18 protein-coding genes are annotated in these 18,041 nt (G+C 52.0%); 10 read left to right on the forward strand and 8 right to left on the reverse strand.

Going from position 1 to position 18,041, the window contains the following annotated elements; genetic code table 11:
• The 5 genes from ACKWCC_RS03455 to ACKWCC_RS03475 form a co-directional block, all read right to left on the reverse strand.
• Complete coding sequence (locus tag ACKWCC_RS03455; RefSeq protein WP_413994502.1) at positions 1-744, reverse strand: rhomboid family intramembrane serine protease; 744 nt, start codon at positions 742-744, stop codon at positions 1-3.
• Complete coding sequence (gene mutL / locus ACKWCC_RS03460) at positions 745-2,592, reverse strand: DNA mismatch repair endonuclease MutL (protein ID WP_413994503.1); 1,848 nt, start codon at positions 2,590-2,592, stop codon at positions 745-747.
• Positions 2,592-2,861, reverse strand: a complete 270-nt coding sequence (locus ACKWCC_RS03465; protein WP_413994504.1) for a riboflavin synthase subunit beta — start codon at positions 2,859-2,861, stop codon at positions 2,592-2,594. The genes mutL and ACKWCC_RS03465 overlap by 1 nt, the downstream gene beginning before the upstream one ends.
• A 150-nt stretch (positions 2,862-3,011) precedes the next feature.
• Complete coding sequence (ribH, locus tag ACKWCC_RS03470; protein WP_413994505.1) at positions 3,012-3,497, reverse strand: 6,7-dimethyl-8-ribityllumazine synthase; 486 nt, start codon at positions 3,495-3,497, stop codon at positions 3,012-3,014.
• Positions 3,497-4,264 (reverse strand): tetratricopeptide repeat protein, encoded by a 768-nt coding sequence (locus tag ACKWCC_RS03475; RefSeq protein ID WP_413994506.1) that lies wholly within the window; start codon positions 4,262-4,264, stop codon positions 3,497-3,499. The genes ribH and ACKWCC_RS03475 overlap by 1 nt, the downstream gene beginning before the upstream one ends.
• 123 nt (positions 4,265-4,387) lie before the next feature.
• Here ACKWCC_RS03475 and recF point away from each other — a divergent pair, with 123 nt between their 5' ends.
• The 5 genes from recF (at position 4,388) to ACKWCC_RS03500 (ending at position 7,379) form a co-directional block, all read left to right on the forward strand.
• Complete coding sequence (recF, locus tag ACKWCC_RS03480; RefSeq protein ID WP_413994507.1) at positions 4,388-5,467, forward strand: DNA replication/repair protein RecF; 1,080 nt, start codon at positions 4,388-4,390, stop codon at positions 5,465-5,467.
• On the forward strand, positions 5,448-5,882 hold the full coding sequence (locus ACKWCC_RS03485) for a hypothetical protein (RefSeq protein ID WP_413994508.1): 435 nt from the start codon (positions 5,448-5,450) through the stop codon (positions 5,880-5,882). Before recF ends, ACKWCC_RS03485 begins: the two co-directional genes overlap by 20 nt.
• Positions 5,882-6,178, forward strand: coding sequence for a DciA family protein (locus ACKWCC_RS03490; RefSeq protein WP_413994509.1), 297 nt, complete (start codon positions 5,882-5,884; stop codon positions 6,176-6,178). Before ACKWCC_RS03485 ends, ACKWCC_RS03490 begins: the two co-directional genes overlap by 1 nt.
• Positions 6,175-6,468, forward strand: a complete 294-nt coding sequence (locus ACKWCC_RS03495) for a hypothetical protein (protein ID WP_413994510.1) — start codon at positions 6,175-6,177, stop codon at positions 6,466-6,468. Before ACKWCC_RS03490 ends, ACKWCC_RS03495 begins: the two co-directional genes overlap by 4 nt.
• 200 nt (positions 6,469-6,668) lie before the next feature.
• Entirely contained in the window at positions 6,669-7,379 is a 711-nt protein-coding gene (locus ACKWCC_RS03500; protein WP_413994511.1) for a redoxin domain-containing protein, read from the forward strand.
• Positions 7,380-7,480: 101 nt separating this feature from the next.
• On the opposite strand, the gene ACKWCC_RS03505 is transcribed toward ACKWCC_RS03500, so the two are convergent.
• Positions 7,481-7,900 (reverse strand): nucleoside-diphosphate kinase, encoded by a 420-nt coding sequence (locus ACKWCC_RS03505; RefSeq protein WP_413994512.1) that lies wholly within the window; start codon positions 7,898-7,900, stop codon positions 7,481-7,483.
• Positions 7,901-8,037: 137 nt separating this feature from the next.
• Positions 8,038-9,060, reverse strand: coding sequence for an alkaline phosphatase D family protein (locus ACKWCC_RS03510; RefSeq protein ID WP_413994513.1), 1,023 nt, complete (start codon positions 9,058-9,060; stop codon positions 8,038-8,040).
• Positions 9,061-9,136: 76 nt separating this feature from the next.
• Between ACKWCC_RS03510 and ACKWCC_RS03515 the strand changes: the two genes are divergently transcribed.
• Genes ACKWCC_RS03515 through ACKWCC_RS03525 form a run of 3 tightly spaced genes read left to right on the forward strand, consistent with a single transcriptional unit; the run spans position 9,137 to position 11,849 of the window.
• The gene (locus ACKWCC_RS03515) at positions 9,137-10,153 is read left to right on the forward strand and encodes a DHH family phosphoesterase (RefSeq protein ID WP_413994514.1); all 1,017 of its coding nucleotides are present in this window, start codon (positions 9,137-9,139) and stop codon (positions 10,151-10,153) included.
• A complete protein-coding gene (gldI, locus tag ACKWCC_RS03520) occupies positions 10,150-10,713 on the forward strand; it encodes a gliding motility-associated peptidyl-prolyl isomerase GldI (RefSeq protein ID WP_413994515.1) in 564 nt (187 codons plus the stop codon). Before ACKWCC_RS03515 ends, gldI begins: the two co-directional genes overlap by 4 nt.
• On the forward strand, positions 10,710-11,849 hold the full coding sequence (locus tag ACKWCC_RS03525) for a peptidylprolyl isomerase (protein WP_413994516.1): 1,140 nt from the start codon (positions 10,710-10,712) through the stop codon (positions 11,847-11,849). Before gldI ends, ACKWCC_RS03525 begins: the two co-directional genes overlap by 4 nt.
• 443 nt (positions 11,850-12,292) lie before the next feature.
• On the opposite strand, the gene ACKWCC_RS03530 is transcribed toward ACKWCC_RS03525, so the two are convergent.
• The gene (locus ACKWCC_RS03530) at positions 12,293-13,750 is read right to left on the reverse strand and encodes an aminoacyl-histidine dipeptidase (protein ID WP_413994517.1); all 1,458 of its coding nucleotides are present in this window, start codon (positions 13,748-13,750) and stop codon (positions 12,293-12,295) included.
• Positions 13,751-13,817: 67 nt separating this feature from the next.
• On the opposite strand from ACKWCC_RS03530, the gene ACKWCC_RS03535 reads away from it, so the two are divergent.
• Both ACKWCC_RS03535 and ACKWCC_RS03540 read left to right on the forward strand, forming a co-directional pair.
• Positions 13,818-14,879, forward strand: coding sequence for a DUF3810 domain-containing protein (locus ACKWCC_RS03535; protein WP_413994518.1), 1,062 nt, complete (start codon positions 13,818-13,820; stop codon positions 14,877-14,879).
• A 207-nt stretch (positions 14,880-15,086) separates the two neighbouring features.
• Positions 15,087-18,041, forward strand: a complete 2,955-nt coding sequence (locus tag ACKWCC_RS03540) for an amidohydrolase family protein (RefSeq protein WP_413994519.1) — start codon at positions 15,087-15,089, stop codon at positions 18,039-18,041.

An 18,041-nucleotide genomic window follows, 5' to 3' on the forward strand; every position in this document is an offset into this window, starting at 1 on the left:
CTAATCCCATCTATTTCTGTTAAACTGATTCTTTCTCCAGTACCACATCATCAAAAACCCGAACAGGGCGCCCCCAACGTGCGCAAAATGCGCTATGCCCTGCCCAAAGATACCATATCCCGTGACCCCGGAAAACAGGTCCAGGCCAATGAGCACGGGAATGAAGTACTTGGCCTTGATGGGAACCGGCAGGAACAGCAAAAAAAGCTCACTGTTGGGGAAAGACATGCCAAAGGCCACCAATACGCCATAAATGGCTCCGGAAGCCCCTACGGCCGGCGTGTTGTAGGCGCCCAGGAAATTATCTATGGTATCCTTGCCCGCTATGTTGTACCACTCGGGACTGTACTTCCCCTGGACAATGATGTCCATCACCGTTGCCTTGTCCAAACCACTGTTCACCAGGGCGTTGAGGCCCTCGTTGAAATAATAATAGTTGACCCCGGTATGGATGAGCGCCGCGCCCAGGCCGGCGGAAAAATAAAAGAAAAGAAACTTGTTGCGGCCCCACATCTGCTCCAAGGGGCTGCCAAAGGCCCAAAGGGCGTACATGTTGAAGGCAATGTGCATGAGGCCGCCATGCATGAACATGTGCGACAAGATCTGCCATATCCCAAAATTTTCATTTTCTGGAAACCAAAGGGAAAACCATTGGTACATCTGGTCGCCATACAAACTGGTGGCCACAAAAAACAGAATGTTGATGATGAGCAGATGCTTTATGGCATCGGTAATTCTTCCCATTTATATAAATTTTCTTTCAATATCGTTCTCCGTCAAGGTCACGTAAATGGCCTTGTTAAAGGGGCTCAAGGCAGGTTCCTTGCAGGCAAAGAGATCGTTTACCAGGTTGGTCTGCGAGGCCTCGTCCAGGGTTTCTCCCGTTTTCACGGAAAGGGCCTTGGCCAAGGTTTTTGCCAACATATCGCCCTGCGAAAAGCTGTTGCCGGGTATCTCCATCTGGAAATCGGCAATCAATTGCTCCATTACCATCTGCACCTCACTCTCGGAAACCAAGACGGGCACCCCCTTGATTTCCACGGTTTCCTTCTGGATGTCATCAAAAATAAAGCCTACCGCCGTAAGACTCTCCCTTATTTCAATTAAAATTTTTATTTCTGATGGGGTAAAGGACAGGCACAACGGAAAAAGCAATTGCTGGCTCACGGCCCCCTGGAGGGTCATGTTGCCCAAAAAGCGTTCGTAGAGCACCCTTTGGTGCGCCCTGCTCTGGTTTATTATCACCATGCCCGATTTAATGGTGGTCACCACATACTTCTTCTTTAACTGGAAGGTGGTTCCCTGTTCTTGGGGGGCCTCGGCATTTCCATCAAAAATACTGCTGTTCACCACTTCGGTCTCAAAGGAGACCTGATCCACGGACGGCAGGGAACGCTTGGCCCCCGCCCCCCCATAGAGTTCCTCCCAGCCCGTTGTCGGTGCCTTTTGGTAAGCACCCGGCCGGTTGCCGGGAGCAGCTTTCTCTTGAAAGGGGTTAAAGGCCCTGTCCACTTCCACGCGTGGAAATGGTGCCGCCTTGTTTTGTTGGTCATAGGGCGTATCCAAGTTACGGTCCGCATCAAAATCCAACACCGGGGCAATATTGAACTGTCCCAGGCTGTGCTTTACCGCAGATTTCAAAATGGCGTACAAGGTGTGCTCATCATCGAACTTCACTTCCGTTTTGGTAGGATGTATGTTGATGTCTATGGAAGCCGGATCCACTTCCAGGTTAATGAAGTACCCCGGGTGCACCCCTTGTCTCAGCAACCCGTCAAACGCACCCAGGACGGCGTGGTGCAGGTAAGGGCTTTTAATGAAGCGGTGGTTGGCAAAAAAGAACTGCTCTCCCCTACTTTTTTTGGCAAATTCAGGTTTTACCACGTATCCGCCCAACTTTAGCACCTGGGTGTCCTCGGTTATGGGCACCAACTTATCGGCGGTCTTGCGGCCAAAAATATGGACAATGCGCTTTTTAAAATCGGCCGGGGGCAGGTTGTAGAGCTCTCCGCCGTTGTTGTGGAACTGAAACGCAATATTGGGGTGGGCCAGGGCCACACGGTGAAACTCATCCGTGATATGCCTAAATTCCACTTGGTCCGATTTTAAAAAATTGCGCCGGGCGGGAATGTTGAAAAAAAGATTTTTGACCAGCATAGAGGTTCCTTTGGGCACCACGGCCACTTCCTGCATGACCACCTTGCTGCCCTCTATTTTCAGATGAACGCCCACCTCCTGGCCGGCCATTTTTGTCATGGTCTCCACATGGGCAATGGCCGCAATGGAGGCCAGGGCCTCTCCCCGAAAGCCCTTGGTGCTCAGATTGAACAGGTCTTCCGCCTTTTGTATCTTGGAGGTGGCATGGCGCTCAAAGCTAAGGCGCACATCGGTCTCGCTCATGCCCGTACCATTGTCCACCACTTGTATCAAGGTCTTGCCACCGTTCTTGACAATGAGCTTGATCTCGGTGGATCCCGCATCAATGGCGTTCTCCAGCAACTCCTTGACCACGGAGGCGGGGCGTTGCACCACCTCCCCGGCGGCAATCTGGTTGGCCACATGATCGGGCAAAAGTCGTATGATATCTGCCATCAGGAACCGAAGAATATGGAGAGGTCAAAATCGAGTATGTAAAGGGCAATAAGAATGAGTATGGCCAAGACCACGGCCAAGCGGATCTTTAGGTTGCGGTCCCCGGCCCTTTTGGTATCGGCCAAGGCCGTGTTGATCTTGTTTTTTAGCCCTCGATTGTTCAAGGTGGTTCTAAACTGGTCGAACTTGGGTTCTATTTTGTAGGGGTTTGTCTTTCCCTTGCCTTCATAGTACCGGGGATTGTAGTCGAACTGCCTGTTCTTTCGCAACCGCGTTATTTTGCTCAAAAAACCCATACGCCAAAGTTACTTAAAATAGAAAATAATAGCGGGGAAGGGATGCCAAAATTTGTTAACGCAACTGGGTGCCAACCTCCTTGGCCGGCGCAACGGCTCGTATGGGAGCAGGGCGGGAAAAGCCTATTTTTTGGAGAGGGCGGCCATCTCAATGGCGGCAATGGCGGCCTCCGTGCCCTTGTTGCCGTGCCTGCCCCCGCTGCGGTCCTTGGCCTGCTCCATGGTGTTGTCCGTGAGCACGCAGAAAATCACGGGCACCTTGGTTTGCACGTTCAGGTCCATGATGCCCTGTGCGGTGGCACTGCAAACAAAATCAAAGTGCTTGGTCTCTCCCTGGATAACGCTGCCAATGGCGATCACGGCATCCACCTCGCCCCAATCAATGAGCTTTTTGCAACCAAAGGGGAGCTCAAAGCTGCCGGGCACATTTAACCTGTGCAGGTTGCCGGCCAGGGCACCACAGTCCAACAGCGCCGCTTCCGCCCCTTGGTACAGGCCTTCCGTGATCTCGGGATTCCATTGGGAGACCACCAGACCAAACCGATAGCCCTTGGCAAAGGGAACCTTGTCCTTGTCGTAGGCCGATAGGTTTTTGTTCTCCGTGGCCATTAGCTCCCGCTTTTGGCCATTCCCAAGAAGGCATCGATGTTCTGTGCCCGGTCCGAATCCGGGTATTCTTCCTTGATGCGTTCAAAATAGCTTGCGGCCTTGGCCTTGTCTCCCATTTCCAGGGCGGTTACCCCGGCCTTGTGGAGAAACTTGGGCGTGGTATAGTCGTTGGGCTTGTGCCGTGCCGCGCTTTCATAATAGCCCAAGGCATCGCTGGGCTGCCCCAACTGCATAAAGGCATCGCCCAGGGCACCCTTGGCCAATGCGGCCAAAATGGCATCGTCCGAGGAAAAATCTTCGAGGTAGGCAATGGCTTCTTGGTACTTGTTCATGTTCAGGTACGCCATGCCCGCACTGTAGGTGGCCAAATTGGCGGCCTTGGTGCCGGGATAGGCCTCAATGATGTCCAAAAATCCGTACTTGCCATCTGCCCCCTCCAAAGAAAGGGTAAAAAGGGAATCCTTGGCCACGGTACTGGCCAAGGCCTGATCAAAATACTGCTGTGGGTAGTACAATTCGTTGGCGGCATCAGACTCCTTGGGCACCTGCACAAACTGGTTGTAGGCCAAATACCCCAATACGCCCACGGCAATGACCCCAATGAGCCCCAGGATATAATTTTGGTTCTTGGAGACCCAGCGCTCTGTCCTGGAAGCACTCTCGTCCAAGGTGCTGAACACCTCTGCCGTGGTGCTCTCCTGCTCCTGTACGTCCTGTATTTCTTCCTTGGTTTTTGGCTTGTAACCCCTTTTCTTGTATGTTGCCATTGCTTCGTTTATTGGTCGCGCAAAAATAAAGTTTTTATTGAAATCCCATACCCTATTTATTCGTTATTTTTGGTATTTTAAAGGGCATACCGACCCTAAAAACACAAAAGGACATCGGTTTTTATGATTTTGACCCACCTATCCCTGCTCAACTACAAAAACTTTGACAGCAAGGAACTCCAGTTCCACAGCAAGATCAATTGCTTTGTGGGCGCCAATGGCGTGGGCAAGACCAATATCATGGACGGCATTTACCACCTGTGCTTTGGCAAGAGCTATTTTAACCCGGTGTCTTCGCAGAACATTAGGCACGAGACCGATTTCTTTGTGCTGGAGGGCACCTTTGAAAAGGGCGATCGGGAGGAAAAGATCACCTGCAGCCTAAAACGCGGCAACAAAAAAGTGATGAAGCGCAACGGCAAGGCCTATGAGCGCTTTTCGGACCATATTGGCCTTTTGCCCCTGGTCATGATCTCCCCGGCGGACCGTGACCTGATCATTGAGGGGAGTGACACACGGAGAAAGTTCATGGACGGGGTCATTGCCCAATCGGACAAGGCCTACTTACAATCCCTGCTCAACTACAACAAAGTCTTGGCGCAGCGCAATGCCCTGCTAAAGTACTTTGCCGCGAACCGCACCTATGATGCCAATACCCTGGGCATCTACAACGAGCAACTGCAAACCCACGGAGCACCCATCTTTGAAAGGCGACAGGCGTTCCTGGAAGCCTTCATCCCCATTTTCCAAGAACAGTACCGGGCCATAACGGGCAATGTGGAGCAAGTGGGCCTCAGTTACCAAAGTGCCCTTTTGGCGCAGGGACTGCCGGCCCTTCTGGAAAAAAACCTGGACCGGGACCGGGCCCTGCAATACACCACCGTGGGCATACACAAGGACGACCTCAGCTTCAAGATCGGGGAACATCCCATTAAAAAATTTGGGAGCCAGGGACAACAGAAATCCTTTTTGGTGGCCCTGAAATTTGCCCAGTTCCACTTCATCAAACAACAATCCAAGACCACCCCACTGCTCCTTCTGGACGATATTTTTGACAAGTTGGACGAGCAACGGGTGGCCCACATCATCGCCCTGGTGAACAACGAACAGTTTGGACAGATTTTTGTGAGCGATACCCACCCGGAACGAACGGAGGACATTGTAAAAAAAATACATCAGACCTATGAACTCTTCCATATGTAAAAGAACCCCCTGGCTGCTGGCCCTGATGCTCCTGCTCTCCTGCTCGGGCAAGCTCACGGAAAAAGAGCTGGCCCAGCTCAACGGCTATTGGGAAATAAAGGAGGTGGTCTTTCCCGACGGGAGCAAAAAGGCCTACCAGGTGAACCTGGATGTTGACTTTTTTTCGTTGGATGGCCTACGTGGATACCGAAAAAAAATGAAGCCCCAGTTCACGGGCACCTTTGCCACTTCGGACGATGCCCAGCCCTTGGTACTGCAACAGAACCAGGACCAATGGGAAATTCTGTACGAAAACGACCTGGACAGCTGGAAAGAAATACTGGTGGCCCTTACGGCCAACAAACTCTCATTGGAGAACGAAGCGGGCATCCGCTATCACTACGAACGCTTTGAACCCATTAATTTGGAAAACTGATGGCAAAAAGGGAAAATGACAACCAAAGCATGGCCAGTGCGCTGGCCTCCTTCCTCAAGGAAAACAAGTTGCAGGGAGGGATGGATATCGTGGCCGCCAGAACGGCCTGGGCAAAGCTAATGGGAAATGGGGTGAACAATTACACCACCGCAGTGGAACTGCGCGGCACCACGCTGTACGTCTCCCTCTCCTCTTCCGTGCTCCGGGAAGAGCTCAGTATGGGCAAGACCAAGATCATTGCCATGATGAACGAGGAAATGGGCAAGGAACTCATCACCGCTTTGGTATTGCGATGATGTTTTTTAGCATCGCTTTTGGGATTACGCCAAAGCCCAAAGCAAACCTGCCCAAAGTGGCCAAAGCGAAAATTTCCCGGTACCTCCTCTCTTTAAAAACTTATTTTAAGAATTACGGCTTTCCTCAAATCAAATCTCCATTAGAAGAAAAAGACAGCAAAACTCCGCCTGTAAATATTGCTGTTGAAATCTTCCCAGTTCTCCATACCATTATCCCAGCCATGGATACAGGTTGTTCGCTGTATGAAAGGGAAAAAAAAGGGTTTGATTTTGTTTATGGATTGTTATAACTTGGATGTTCAATGTCCATAACATCACTCTTAGCACCGTTTTGAAGCTTATTATTTTTTGGCAGGATAGAAACGAAACGCTTTATAGTGAATGAAATGAGCCATAACCATGCTGGATGCCAAGCGAAATGTTGATTGGCAAATTACACCCGCCTGAAACGGAACGGGCAGGTCTGACCTAAAAAGATAAATAGCAACAGATGAAACTTATTTTAATTCTATTGACCCTAGTTTACTCGGTCAGTTCTTTTTCACAGTTGGAATTTTATACCACAAACGGAAAAAACCGGCTAACAAAGACGGAATTGGAACATCTTCTCCGAGAAAGGCAAGAAAAACTGGCCGATAAACTAAAGGGAATGGGACTTGTAACCAATACCACAAAAACCGAAAAGAGTAAAGATTCCATAATCCACTACGTAAATTTTGGAGTTAAGGGCGCTGCCAGCTTTAACAACAACTTTTCAACATTTTTAAACAAGCCTTTTCCTGATTTTAGGTTGATGAGCTTAGAAGGTGTGGAAGTTTCAATGGACAAGTTTAAAGGAAAACCAACAATGATTAATTTTTGGTTTACCTCGTGTGCGCCCTGCATTGCCGAAATGCCCGTTTTAAACAAGATGAAAGAACAGTTTGGTGCCGATTTTAATTTCGTTTCATTGACTTATGAGTCTCAGGAAAAAGTTGAGGGTTTTTTGAAAAAACAACCTTTCAACTTTGAACATATCATAAATGCCAGAAGCTTTATCGATGCTATGAAAATAAACACTTATCCTATCAATTTTTTCATTGACAAAGACGGAATTGTAAGAGAGGTTAAATATGGCATCCCAAAAAGGAAAGGTGTAAACGGTAAAATAGCAATGGGGGATGGAGATAAATTTATTGAGACCTTGCAAACGTTGCTATAAAAAAGTCATATAAATCCCAAAGCAAATACACAGCATAAACGCTACCATAACATGAATAAAACCAAGGACCGCCCAACTGGCCGGCCCTTGGCCAATTTTCATCAATATATTTCCCTACCGGAAAAATGGAAGGCGCCCTCTATGGCCGCGTTCTCGTCACTGTCGCTCCCGTGTATGGAATTTTCCTCTATACTCTTGGCAAATAGTTTCCTTATGGTGCCCTCTGCCGCTTCGGCCGGGTTGGTAGCCCCGATCAGGGCCCTGAAGTCTTCCACAGCGTTGTCCTTTTCCAGAACGGCCGCCACAATGGGACCTCTGGTCATAAAGCTTACCAAATCCCCAAAGAACGGACGTTCCCGGTGCACCCCATAGAAAACCTCGGCGTCGCGCTTGCTCAAGTGGGTATATTTCATGGCCACGATTTTAAAGCCGGCGCCGTTTATTTTTTCTAAAATAGCCCCGATGTGCCCGTTTTCAACGGCATCTGGCTTGATCATGGTAAAGGTTCTGTTCGTGCTCATATAAAAAATTTTGGGCAAAAGTAAGGTTTTCGGGCCAACCGGCAAGCCCGGGCCGGCGGGCGGCCACTCCGGTGCGCCTTACAGGGCGGTACGGACCCCGTACGCCAGAGTTCATAAAAAGTACAGGGCCAAGGTGGTCAGTAGGGCTGTACCAGTTGGGCAAAGGTCTTTCCCCTATTGCCCCTCATCTCAAAAATGGCCTTTTTGGCATCAAAATCAAACCGCACCACGCCAAAACTCTCTTTTGCCACCACCTGCCCCACCCTAAAGGGATTGGGCTCACCGGAAAAACTGCGATAGGCATGGGTAAGGCCACTGCTGGTAAAGTCCACCAACGGATAGCGGGAGTCCTGCATATCTGCCCTGGAAAACTCGGAGATGTGCCGGTCCCCGGAAAGCACCATCACACCCTTTGCCCCGGAGTTGGCAATGAGCTGCGCCAGGCGATCTACCTCGTGCGGAAAATTGCCCCAGCACTCAAACCCGTGCTTGTTGCTCAAGACCTGCACACTGCTCACGATCACGTTAAACTGGGCCGTGGAGCGCTCCAGCTCTTCCGATAGCCATTGCCATTGGGCCTCGCCCAGAAGGCTGCCCTCGCCGTAGGGATTGGGTTTTATACGGCGCCGGGTCTCGCGGTCCGGGGTCAGGGGCGTTCTAAAATAGCGGGTATCCAGCACCATGATCTTTACGGTTCCCTTGGGATGGCCTAGCAGATGACTGGCATACACGCCCTCCCGTTCCCGTCTTGGGCTATCTTGTGGCACCTGCATAAAATTCAGGAAATTGATCTGGCTTTCCACCTTCTTCGAAAACTCCTCCCCACCGTCATTGAGGCCGTAGTCATGATCGTCCCAGGTACCCACCACGGGCACGGTCTCCCGCAGCCTGGCATAGCCTGGAACCCTGTCCTGGGCGGCGTACATGGCGGCCATATCGTCCATGTTGTCCGTATCCGCGTAGATATTGTCCCCGCCCCAGATCCACATATCCGGATCGGTGGCCAGGATGTCGTCCCAAAGGGCATTCTTGGCGTCCGTCTTGTTGCAGGAGCCAAAGGCAATGACCAGGTCTCCCCTTTGGTCATGGTCCCTCCAGTCTTTTGTGCCCGCGCAGGAAAAGAGCAACAAGATACCCGCCCATACGGAAAAGGTCTTCATAAGGTGTCTTTTTATCTACGGCAAAATTAAGGATTTACCGCTTAGCCCTTTATGATTAAATTGTATCTTTGCGCCCATGAAAATGGAGCACATCAATGCCCTAAAGGCCCTATTGGAAACGCCAAGGGAAGTGGCGATTATACCCCACAAGAATCCGGACGGAGATGCCATGGGAAGCACTTTGGCCCTCTGGCACTACCTGGAAGCCAAGGGACATAAGGCCACGGTGGTGGCGCCCAATGATTTTCCCAAGTTCCTGAAATGGATGCCCGGCGCCCAAGACGTGCTCAATTTTGAACGGCAGAACGCCAAGGCGATCGGGGTGCTGGAAGCGGCAGAGGTAATTTTTACACTGGATTTCAATGAACTGGGCCGGGTGGGCCAAATGACGCCCGTACTGGAAAGACTCAACGGTACCTTTGTCATGGTGGACCACCACCAAGAGCCCGGGGAATACGCCCAGATCATGTATTCGGATACGGGCATGAGCTCCACTTGCCAAATGGTGTACCACCTTCTGCAACATTTGGACGCCTCGGACGCGATCACCCCCAATATGGCCAATTGCCTCTACACCGGCATCATGACAGACACTGGTTCCTTTAAATACCGCTCCACCACGAGTGAAACACACCGGGTCATAGCCGATCTTATGGACAAAGGGGCAGAAAACACCACCATACACCACCACATTTACGACACCAACAGCCCCAGCCGGTTGCACCTTTTGGGCTGTGCGCTGAAAAACATGGTGATCTTGGAAGAGTACGCCACGGCCTACATTACCCTGAGCCAAGAGGAATTGGACGCCTTCCAATACGAGAAAGGGGACACCGAAGGCTTTGTGAACTACGGCCTTACCCTCAAGGGCATTAAGTTTGCCGTGATCTTTATTGAGAACCGGGACGAAGGGATCTTAAAAATCTCCTTTCGATCGGTGGGCAGTTTCTCCGTGAACCGCTTTGCCCGAGCCCATTTTAACGGCGGGGGCCATGACAATGCAGCCGGCGGCCGCAGCGAAAAATCCATAGAAGACACCGTGGCCTACTTTACATCCCTGCTACCACGGTACAAAGACGCTTTGACCCAATGAAGAGTGCCCCACTACTTTTTATGTTGATGCTGCTCGTGGCGGCATGCCAAGGTCCCGAGCCCCGTAAACCGGTGCAAAAAAAGAGCAGTAGCTTCTTCAAGGCATCCGTGGAACGCAGCAAAAAAATATTGGCTGCGGAAGAGAAAAAGATACAGCAGATCATTGAGGAAGATTCCTTGAAACACTACATAGAGAGCAATTTTGGGGCCTGGTACCATTATTTAAAGGTAAACGATACGGCCAGCTATACCCCAAAAAAGGGAGACCGCGTGTTGATCAACTACAACCTCTTGACCCTGGACAATGACACGCTCTACACGACCGAGGAAATTGGCGACCTCCACTTTGGAGTGGACCAAGAGGCCCTGTTCCTTGGCCTGCGTGAGGCCGTGAAAGTGTTGAAAGAGGGCGAACGCGCCACCTTTCTCTTTCCCTCGTCCATTGCCTACGGCTATGACGGCGACAGAGACCGAATTGGCACCAACGTGCCCCTTAAAAGCACCTTGACCCTATTGAAGATCGATAAACAAATGAATAATCCAAATACCCTGGAACAATGATGAACAAAGTGTATGTTTTGGCCCTGATGGCCTTGGTAATGACCGGTTGCAAAACCAGCCAACGCGCCGATTTGGGAGACGGCCTTTTTGCCGATATCCAAACCAGTAAAGGTGATATTGTGGTGCGACTTGCCCACGACAAGACCCCGGTGACCGTGGCCAATTTTGTCTCCCTGGCCGAGGGCGACAACCCCTTTGTCAATGATGAGTTCAAGGGAAAACCCTATTATGACAGCCTCACCTTTCACCGCATCATCAAGGATTTTATGATACAAGGGGGCGACCCCACGGGCACGGGCTCCGGAAATCCGGGCTATAAGTTCATGGACGAGATCAACGATAGCCTGCGGCATGACAAAAAAGGCATTCTTGCCATGGCCAATTCCGGTCCTGCCACCAATGGCAGCCAGTTTTACATTACCCACGCGGAGACCGCTTGGCTAGACGGCAGGCACACCGTTTTTGGTGAAGTGGTGGAGGGCATTGACGTTGTGGATTCCCTGGCCAACGTTCCCGTGGGCGAGGGGGACAAGCCGGTAGATCCCGTGTACATGACAACGGTGCAGATCATACGCAACGGCAAAGAGGCCCGCAAGTTCGATGCCGTGGAGATCATGACCGATTATTTTGATGGAGAGGAAGAGCGCCAAGCGGCCGCCGAAAAGGAAAGGGCCGAAAAAATGGCCGCGGTGAACCAACTTAAGGCAGACTTTGTGGCCCAGTTGCCCGCCCAAAAAGAAGCTGCCAAGGCCTTGCCCAGCGGCCTCAAGATGATGGCCCTGCAAGAGGGGGAAGGCCCCGATCCCAAGCTGGGGCAGAAAGTACGGGTCATGTACGCAGGTTACCTGGAGGATGGCACTTTGTTTGACAGCAATTATGAAGAAGTGGCCAAGGCCTACAATGTCTTTGACGATCGCAGAAAACAAGGCATGGGCTATGAGCCCGTGACCATGGACTACAGTCCGGATGCGGGTATCATAGCGGGTTTCAAGGAAGGACTGCTCACCATGAAAGTGGGTGATAAAATGCGCCTCTTCATCCCCTCGCATTTGGGGTACGGAGCGCAGGGCGGTGGCCCCATCCCTCCCAATGCCAACTTAATTTTTGACGTGGAAATCACCGGAATGGCAGAATAGTCGATCCCAGATGATGGCCTCCATCTTCCATTGCCCAAGCACAGTGCTTCAAATGGATTAAACCCAGATTATGCACTAGTCCCCTGATGAATGGCTTCATAATTTTTCAAAGGATAACTTGGTTGCTTGAGTGTTATATAGTAGACTTGCGTAAAGAGGGTGCAAAGCCCAATAAAATCAAGACTTTTGCGATTGAGGCGCCCGCCTGAATGACTCAGTCGGGCAGGCCCGCCCGAACGTACCGTTCGGTACGGGCGGGTAGCCATAGCTACGGTGAGTGAGCAAAAGTCAGTGCAACGATTGATTTTGCAGGGATTTGCAGCCGTAATGGAATTTCTATTGCTTAATCTGGGTTAAATGGCTCCATGTAAAGTCCAAAAACCCGCTTCCTAAAAGGAGCGGGTTTTTTGTGCCATTGTCCCGGCGGCCCGGGGCAGATGACCTCATCGTTTGGGGACTTCCAGCAATATGGCGCGCAGGAAGTTCCAAAATTTCTGGACCGAGGCAATGCCAACGCGTTCATCCGGGGAGTGCGCGCCCAATATGGTGGGGCCAAAGCTCACCATATCCATATCGGGGTAATGCTGCCCCAAAATTCCACATTCCAAGCCCGCATGGCAGGCCACCACCCGGGGCATCTCCTTAAAAAGGTCCTGATACACCTTGGTGGCCAATTTCACAATTTGGGAATCCGGGTTGGGCTGCCAACCGGGATAGGAACCACTGAATTCCACTTCGCAACCTGCCAGCTCAAAAACACTTCTGAGGCCGTTGGCCAGGTCCATCTTCCCCGTTTCCTGGGAAGAACGGGTTAAACAGGAAATCTTTATTTTCCCGTTCTTCACCTGTACCCGGGCAAGGTTGTTGGAGGTCTCCACCAAATTGGGCATGGAAGCGCTCATGGCGTACACCCCGTTATGGGCACCATAAAGGGCACGGATCAGTTTGCCCTGTGCGCCCAGTCCCATCACCTTTTTGGCAGGTTTTATGGGCTTCAAACTTATTCTTAGGTTTGGTTCCCTCTGGGCCAACTCGATTTGTACCACCTTGGCCATGGATTCCAAACCTTCCCTAAAGGCCGCTTCGTCCTTTCGGTGTACGTTCAGCTCACAGACACTTTCCCTTGGAATGGCATTGCGCAAACTACCTCCTTCCAAACGGGAAATGCGCATGTTGTGGGAAAGCCCGGCAAACAAGAGTCGGTTCATGATCTTGTTGGCATTGCCCAGCCCCTTGTGAATGTCCATACCGCTATGCCCGCCCTGCAGGCCACTGACCTCAATGCGGCAGCCCACATCGCCGTGCGAGGCCTCTTTCTGGTTGTAGGTGCGCTTGGCGGTAACGTCCACCCCGCCGGCACAACCAATATCGATCTCATCGTCTTCTTCCGTGTCCAGGTTGAGCAGAATATCCCCTTTTAACCAATTGGGCGCCAAGCCAAAAGCGCCGGTCATCCCGGTTTCCTCGTCAATGGTGAACAGGGCCTCCAAGGGCGGGTGCGGAACATCGGAACTTTCCAGCAGGGCCATGATGGTGGCCACGCCCAGACCATTGTCTGCCCCCAAGGTGGTGCCCTTGGCCCGTACCCAGTCCCCGGCCACCTCCATGGCAATGCCCTGGGCATCAAAATCAAAAACGGTATCCGCATTTTTCTGGTGCACCATATCCAAGTGGGATTGCAGGGTTACCATCTTACGGTCTTCCATGCCCCTGGTGGCGGGTTTTCTGATCACAATGTTCCCTATGTCGTCCTTTAGGGTCTCCAAACCCAGGGCATTTCCAAACTGCATCATGAAGGCAATGACCCGTTCCTCTTTTTTGCTCGGTCGGGGCACGGCATTCAGGGCTGCAAAATTTTTCCAGATGGCTTTGGGCGCCAAGCTTGTCACGCTGTTGCTCATATCTTGTGGTATTGACCCCCAAAAGTACGGATAGAAAAAGGATTTCGCTATTTTTGATGCCATGAAGATGTCCTCCAAAACCATCATTGCCCTGTCCCTTTTACCGCAATTTTTAATGGTGCAATGGCTTTCCAAACACCCTGAATGGATCGAGCGCCATTACAGTGAGGGCGCCTACCCGATCATCTCCAAGGCCTTTAGAAGTCTTTACGGCTGGGTGCCCTTTTCGGTGGGCGATGTGGTGTACACCCTCCTCATTTTGTTGGGGCTGGGGTATGTGTACCGCCACTGGAGGTACATTAAAGCGCACAAAGGTGTTTTTGTCCGGGACCTCCTTATGGTCTGCTCCCTGTTGTACTTTACCTTTTATATGGCCTGGGGGCTAAATTATTTTAGGGCGCCCTTAAAGACGAAGTTGGGCCTGACCGAAAATACCGAGTGGGAGGCCTTGGTTGATTTCACCGAAAAATTGATCGCCAAAACCAATGCCGAACAAGAACAATTGGCGGGGGACAGCCTCCAAAAGGTGGTGCTTCCCTACACGCAGGAAGAAATGTTCGGCAAAACGCTGCAAGCTTATGCCACCCTTTCCCAACGATACCCCTTTCTTACCTACGAGGCGCCCAGCATAAAAACCTCACTGTACAGCACGGCGCTGACCTATATGGGCTACGCGGGCTACCTGAACCCATTTACCAATGAGGCCCAGGTGAACGCCCGCCTGCCCGCCTTCCGGTTTCCCGTGGTGGCGGGGCACGAGATCGGCCATCAGCTGGGCTATTCCGCAGAGAACGAGACCAACTTCATAGGGTACTTGGTCACGGCAAACAACAAGGATCCCTATTTTAAATATGCGGCGCACGCCTATGCCCTGGGCTATTGCCTCAATGACATCCGGAGGGCAGACGAGGCCCGCTTTGAAACGCTGTGGCCCACCCTGAACGCGGGCGTACAAGAGAATTTCAGGGAAATGTCCCACTTCTGGCAACGCTACGAAAACCCCATGGAACCCGTCTTCAAATCGATCTTCAACTCCTTCCTCAAGGCCAACAAGCAACCGGAGGGCCTTAGGAGCTACAATGCCGTGGTATCCCTATTGGTGGCTCACCACCAGGAGGCACCGCTCTAAGGGGCAGGGTGGGGCGCTTTGTGCTGTGGCAAGACCGTACCCATGACCGTTCTGGAACATGCCCCCAGGCCCTTGATCCCGTCCTTCGCTCTTTGCCCGGCCCCTGCCCTTTGCCCTTGGGCCCCTTAACGTGTTAAAATGCGGCAAAGGATGGGGAGATACGGCAACAAAGCCTATTTTTAGGGCTACAAACCAATAGATCACATTATGAAGAAAACGTTTTTAGGCCTTTGTCTCCTCTGGTGCTCGGGCCTGTTGTTTGCCCAGGACTATTTCCCAAAAAATGATGGGGTAAAGGCGGACAACAACAACTACACGGCCTTTACCAATGCCAAAATTTATGTTGCCCCCACGGAAATCATCGACCAAGGCACCCTGCTCATCCAGAACGGCAAGGTGGTGCGCAGCGGCAGCAAGGTAGCGCTGCCCCCCAATACCGTGGTCATCGATTTGGAGGGCAAGAGCATCTATCCCTCCTTTATAGACGCCTATTCCAAATTTGGTGTGCAACAGCCCAAACGGGCGCCGGGCGGTGGCCGGTCTCCCCAGTACGATCCCGAGCGCGAAGGGTTCTATTGGAACGATCACATCATGCCCGAAAATACGGCCATTGCCCATTACAAATATGACGACAAGACCGCGAAAGCCCTGCGCGAGGCTGGTTTTGGCGTGGTCAATTCCCACATCCATGACGGCATTGCCCGGGGTACCGGGGTCCTCATTGCCCTGAACGGGGAGGGCACGGATGCCAGCCGGGTACTGGACGACCGCTCGGGGCAGTACTTCTCCCTGGACAAATCCGTCATCAAAAAACAATCCTACCCCACCTCCCTAATGGGTGCCCTGGCCCTGTTGCGCCAAATGTACAGCGATGCCGACTGGTACGCCAAGGGCAACTCCAAAACCAAAGACCGCTCCCTGGAGGCCCTCATTGCCAACCGTGACCTGGTACAGATCTTTGAGGCCAAGGACAAGGGCCACATTCTGCGCGCCGATAAAATTGGCGATGCCAACGGCATACAGTATGTGATCGTGGCCGGAGGCAACGAGTACGAGCGCATTGAGGAGATCAAGGCCACCAATGCCCCATTGATCGTCCCCATCAATTTTCCAAAAGCCTATGATGTGGCAGACCCTTACCAGGCGGGCTACGTATCCCTGGAAGACATGCGGGCCTGGAACCAAGCCCCTACCAACCCCAAGGTACTGGCCAACAACAATGTGCGCTTTTCCTTGACGCCCTATGACCTCAAGGACGTGGGCAGCTTCAAGGAGATGCTGATGAAGGCCATTGAACACGGGCTCCCCAAAACCAAGGCCCTGGAAGCACTGACCACCGCACCGGCCGAAATGTTGGGACAGGCTGGGAAAATAGGATCCCTGCGTCCCGGTGCCTATGCCAATTTCTTGATCACCTCTGGTGATATTTTTGCCCAGGAGACCACCTTGTACGAAAACTGGGTACAGGGCACCAAATCTGTCATTAACAACAAGGACGTGAAAGACCTGGGCGGCAACTATGAGCTTTCCATACAGGGCAGCACCTTTTCCCTGGCCATTGACGGATCACCGGAAAAGCCCAAGGCCACTGTAAAACAGGATACGCTCACCCTTCCCTCCAAAATGGCCTATGCCGACAATTGGTTGAACATGAGCTTCCATACCGATGAAGGAAAATCCGTGTACCGCATGACGGCCACCATCTTGCCCGACACTGACGACATCAACGGACGTTTGGTGCTGCCCGATGGCACCGAGACCAGGTTTACCGCGAGAAAAATAGCCGAGAGCGAGAAAAAGGAGGACAAAAAGGACAAAACGGCAGACGCCCCCACCATCCTTCCCGTGACCTATCCCAATGTGGGCTACGGCTATGCCAGCAAGCCCAAGGCAGCCAACGTCCTCTTTAAAAATGCCACCGTTTGGACCAGTGAGGATGCGGGCATCCTGGAGAACACGGATGTGCTGGTACGGAACGGAAAAATAGACAAAGTGGGCAAGGACCTGCGCGCCGGGGGCGCCCAGGTGATCGATGCCACCGGGAAGCACCTTACCGCAGGCATTGTGGACGAGCACAGCCACATTGCCGCACTGGCCATCAATGAAGCCGGGCACAACAGCACCGCAGAGGTTAAAATGGAAGATGTGGTAGATCCGGAGCACATGGGCATTTACCCTTCCCTGGCCGGTGGGGTCACCTCCCTGCAGCTGTTGCACGGATCGGCCAACCCCATTGGCGGCCGCTCGGCCATCTTGAAATTGAAATGGGGAGAGGAAGCGGACGGACTCATCTATGACAATTCGCCCAAATTCATAAAGTTTGCCCTGGGAGAGAACGTAAAACAGAGCAACTGGCAGAGCTACTCCCGTTTTCCACAGACCAGGATGGGCGTGGAGCAGGTCTTTATGGACTATTTCCAACGCGCCAAGGAGTACGATACGGCCAAAAAGAACGGTACGCCCCAACGCTATGACGAGGAGATGGAGGTACTGGCCGAGATCTTGAACGGTGAACGCTACATTAGCTGCCACTCCTATGTACAGAGCGAGATCAACATGATGATGAAGGTGGCGGAAAAGTTCGGTTTTACCGTGAACACCTTCACCCACATCCTGGAGGGCTACAAGGTGGCGGACAAAATGGCCCGGCACGGTGTGGGCGGAAGCACGTTTAGCGACTGGTGGGCCTATAAGTTCGAGGTAAACGATGCCATTCCCTACAATGCCGCCATCATGCACGAGCAAGGCGTTACCGTGGCCATTAACAGTGACGACCGCGAAATGATCAGAAGACTGAACCAAGAGGCCGCAAAGACCGTGAAATACGGCGGTATGAGCGAACTGGACGCCTGGAAGACCGTGACCATAAACCCCGCCAAACTATTGCACATAGACGATCGGGTGGGCAGCATCAAGGAAGGAAAGGACGCCGATCTGGTGCTTTGGTCCGGCCACCCTATGTCCATTTACTCCAAGGCCGAAAAAACGCTCATTGAGGGCGCGGTTTACTTTGATCTTGAAAAAGACCGCCAACAACGGGAGGCCATAAAAAAAGAACGGGCCCAGCTCATAAAGATGATGCTCCAGGAAAAATCCAACGGGGGCAAGACACAGGGTCCCAAACAGAGCGTAAAACGTGTCTTTACCTGTAAGACCCTATGA

Origin of the sequence: Maribacter aquimarinus, from assembly GCF_047345505.1 — a bacterium.
GTDB lineage: Bacteria > Bacteroidota > Bacteroidia > Flavobacteriales > Flavobacteriaceae > Maribacter.

Coding starts and splice junctions, on each gene's coding strand:
- ACKWCC_RS03455 (WP_413994502.1), bottom strand. CDS start 744: ATGGGAAGAATTACCGATGCCATAAAGCATCTGCTCATCATCAACATT.
- mutL (WP_413994503.1), bottom strand. CDS start 2,592: ATGGCAGATATCATACGACTTTTGCCCGATCATGTGGCCAACCAGATT.
- ribH (WP_413994505.1), bottom strand. CDS start 3,497: ATGGCCACGGAGAACAAAAACCTATCGGCCTACGACAAGGACAAGGTT.
- ACKWCC_RS03475 (WP_413994506.1), bottom strand. CDS start 4,264: ATGGCAACATACAAGAAAAGGGGTTACAAGCCAAAAACCAAGGAAGAA.
- recF (WP_413994507.1), top strand. CDS start 4,388: ATGATTTTGACCCACCTATCCCTGCTCAACTACAAAAACTTTGACAGC.
- ACKWCC_RS03485 (WP_413994508.1), top strand. CDS start 5,448: ATGAACTCTTCCATATGTAAAAGAACCCCCTGGCTGCTGGCCCTGATG.
- ACKWCC_RS03490 (WP_413994509.1), top strand. CDS start 5,882: ATGGCAAAAAGGGAAAATGACAACCAAAGCATGGCCAGTGCGCTGGCC.
- ACKWCC_RS03495 (WP_413994510.1), top strand. CDS start 6,175: ATGATGTTTTTTAGCATCGCTTTTGGGATTACGCCAAAGCCCAAAGCA.
- ACKWCC_RS03500 (WP_413994511.1), top strand. CDS start 6,669: ATGAAACTTATTTTAATTCTATTGACCCTAGTTTACTCGGTCAGTTCT.
- ACKWCC_RS03505 (WP_413994512.1), bottom strand. CDS start 7,900: ATGAGCACGAACAGAACCTTTACCATGATCAAGCCAGATGCCGTTGAA.
- ACKWCC_RS03510 (WP_413994513.1), bottom strand. CDS start 9,060: ATGAAGACCTTTTCCGTATGGGCGGGTATCTTGTTGCTCTTTTCCTGC.
- ACKWCC_RS03515 (WP_413994514.1), top strand. CDS start 9,137: ATGAAAATGGAGCACATCAATGCCCTAAAGGCCCTATTGGAAACGCCA.
- gldI (WP_413994515.1), top strand. CDS start 10,150: ATGAAGAGTGCCCCACTACTTTTTATGTTGATGCTGCTCGTGGCGGCA.
- ACKWCC_RS03525 (WP_413994516.1), top strand. CDS start 10,710: ATGATGAACAAAGTGTATGTTTTGGCCCTGATGGCCTTGGTAATGACC.
- ACKWCC_RS03530 (WP_413994517.1), bottom strand. CDS start 13,750: ATGAGCAACAGCGTGACAAGCTTGGCGCCCAAAGCCATCTGGAAAAAT.
- ACKWCC_RS03535 (WP_413994518.1), top strand. CDS start 13,818: ATGTCCTCCAAAACCATCATTGCCCTGTCCCTTTTACCGCAATTTTTA.
- ACKWCC_RS03540 (WP_413994519.1), top strand. CDS start 15,087: ATGAAGAAAACGTTTTTAGGCCTTTGTCTCCTCTGGTGCTCGGGCCTG.